This window comes from Vibrio sp. 1402, from assembly GCF_033340275.1.
In genome coordinates this window covers 1-627 of the sequence record NZ_JAWOWE010000393.1, presented here as the reverse complement: position 1 = coordinate 627, position 627 = coordinate 1, and the positions used below count along the sequence as shown (strand labels likewise).

At 49.3% G+C, this 627-nt stretch carries 1 protein-coding gene; it reads right to left on the bottom strand.

Features of this window, described 5'->3' with window-relative positions; translation table 11 throughout:
* Positions 1-627: ATP-binding protein (locus tag R7044_RS26260; RefSeq protein ID WP_225456124.1), on the bottom strand; the 627-nt coding region annotated here is incomplete at both ends.

Below are 627 nucleotides of genomic sequence, written 5' to 3'. Positions count from 1 at the left end.
CAGACACCGCAATCATAGGTGTCGGTGACAGCGCTTTGTCACCTGGCTTGTTACGTTCGATGCGTTTTAAGCGTTGAATCAAATCCGTGCCGTCGCAATCAGGTAAATTGATGTCAACAAGCGCGATGTCAAAATCTTGTTTATCAATGATTCGTTCAGCTTGCAGGCCATCTTCCGCCATCACAACTTGGTGCCCCATGCTCTGGAGGAAACCTTCCGCCACTACGCGGTTTACTTCATTGTCTTCGACCAACAGCACTTTGGCTTTCACCTTGCAGCGAGCGCTCGCCACAACACCGACTTCCACAGGCTCGCTTTCTTCAAGTGGGATGGAGAACCAGAAACGGCTGCCTTCGCCCTCTTCTGAGTCGACTTCTAGCACGCCGCCCATGGCTTCTACGATGCGTTTGCTGATCGCCAAACCAAGCCCTGTACCACCGATTTGGTTCAGACCACCTTCTGCTTGCGTGAAAGCATCAAACAGAGTTTTCTGATCTTTTTTCGAAATGCCGATACCTGTATCTGAGACTTCAAATAGCACTTGCGATTCGTCTTCTGGATTCAGGCTGACGTAAATATCAATTTCACCGTCCTCAGTGAATTTGATCGCGTTACCCACTAGATTGT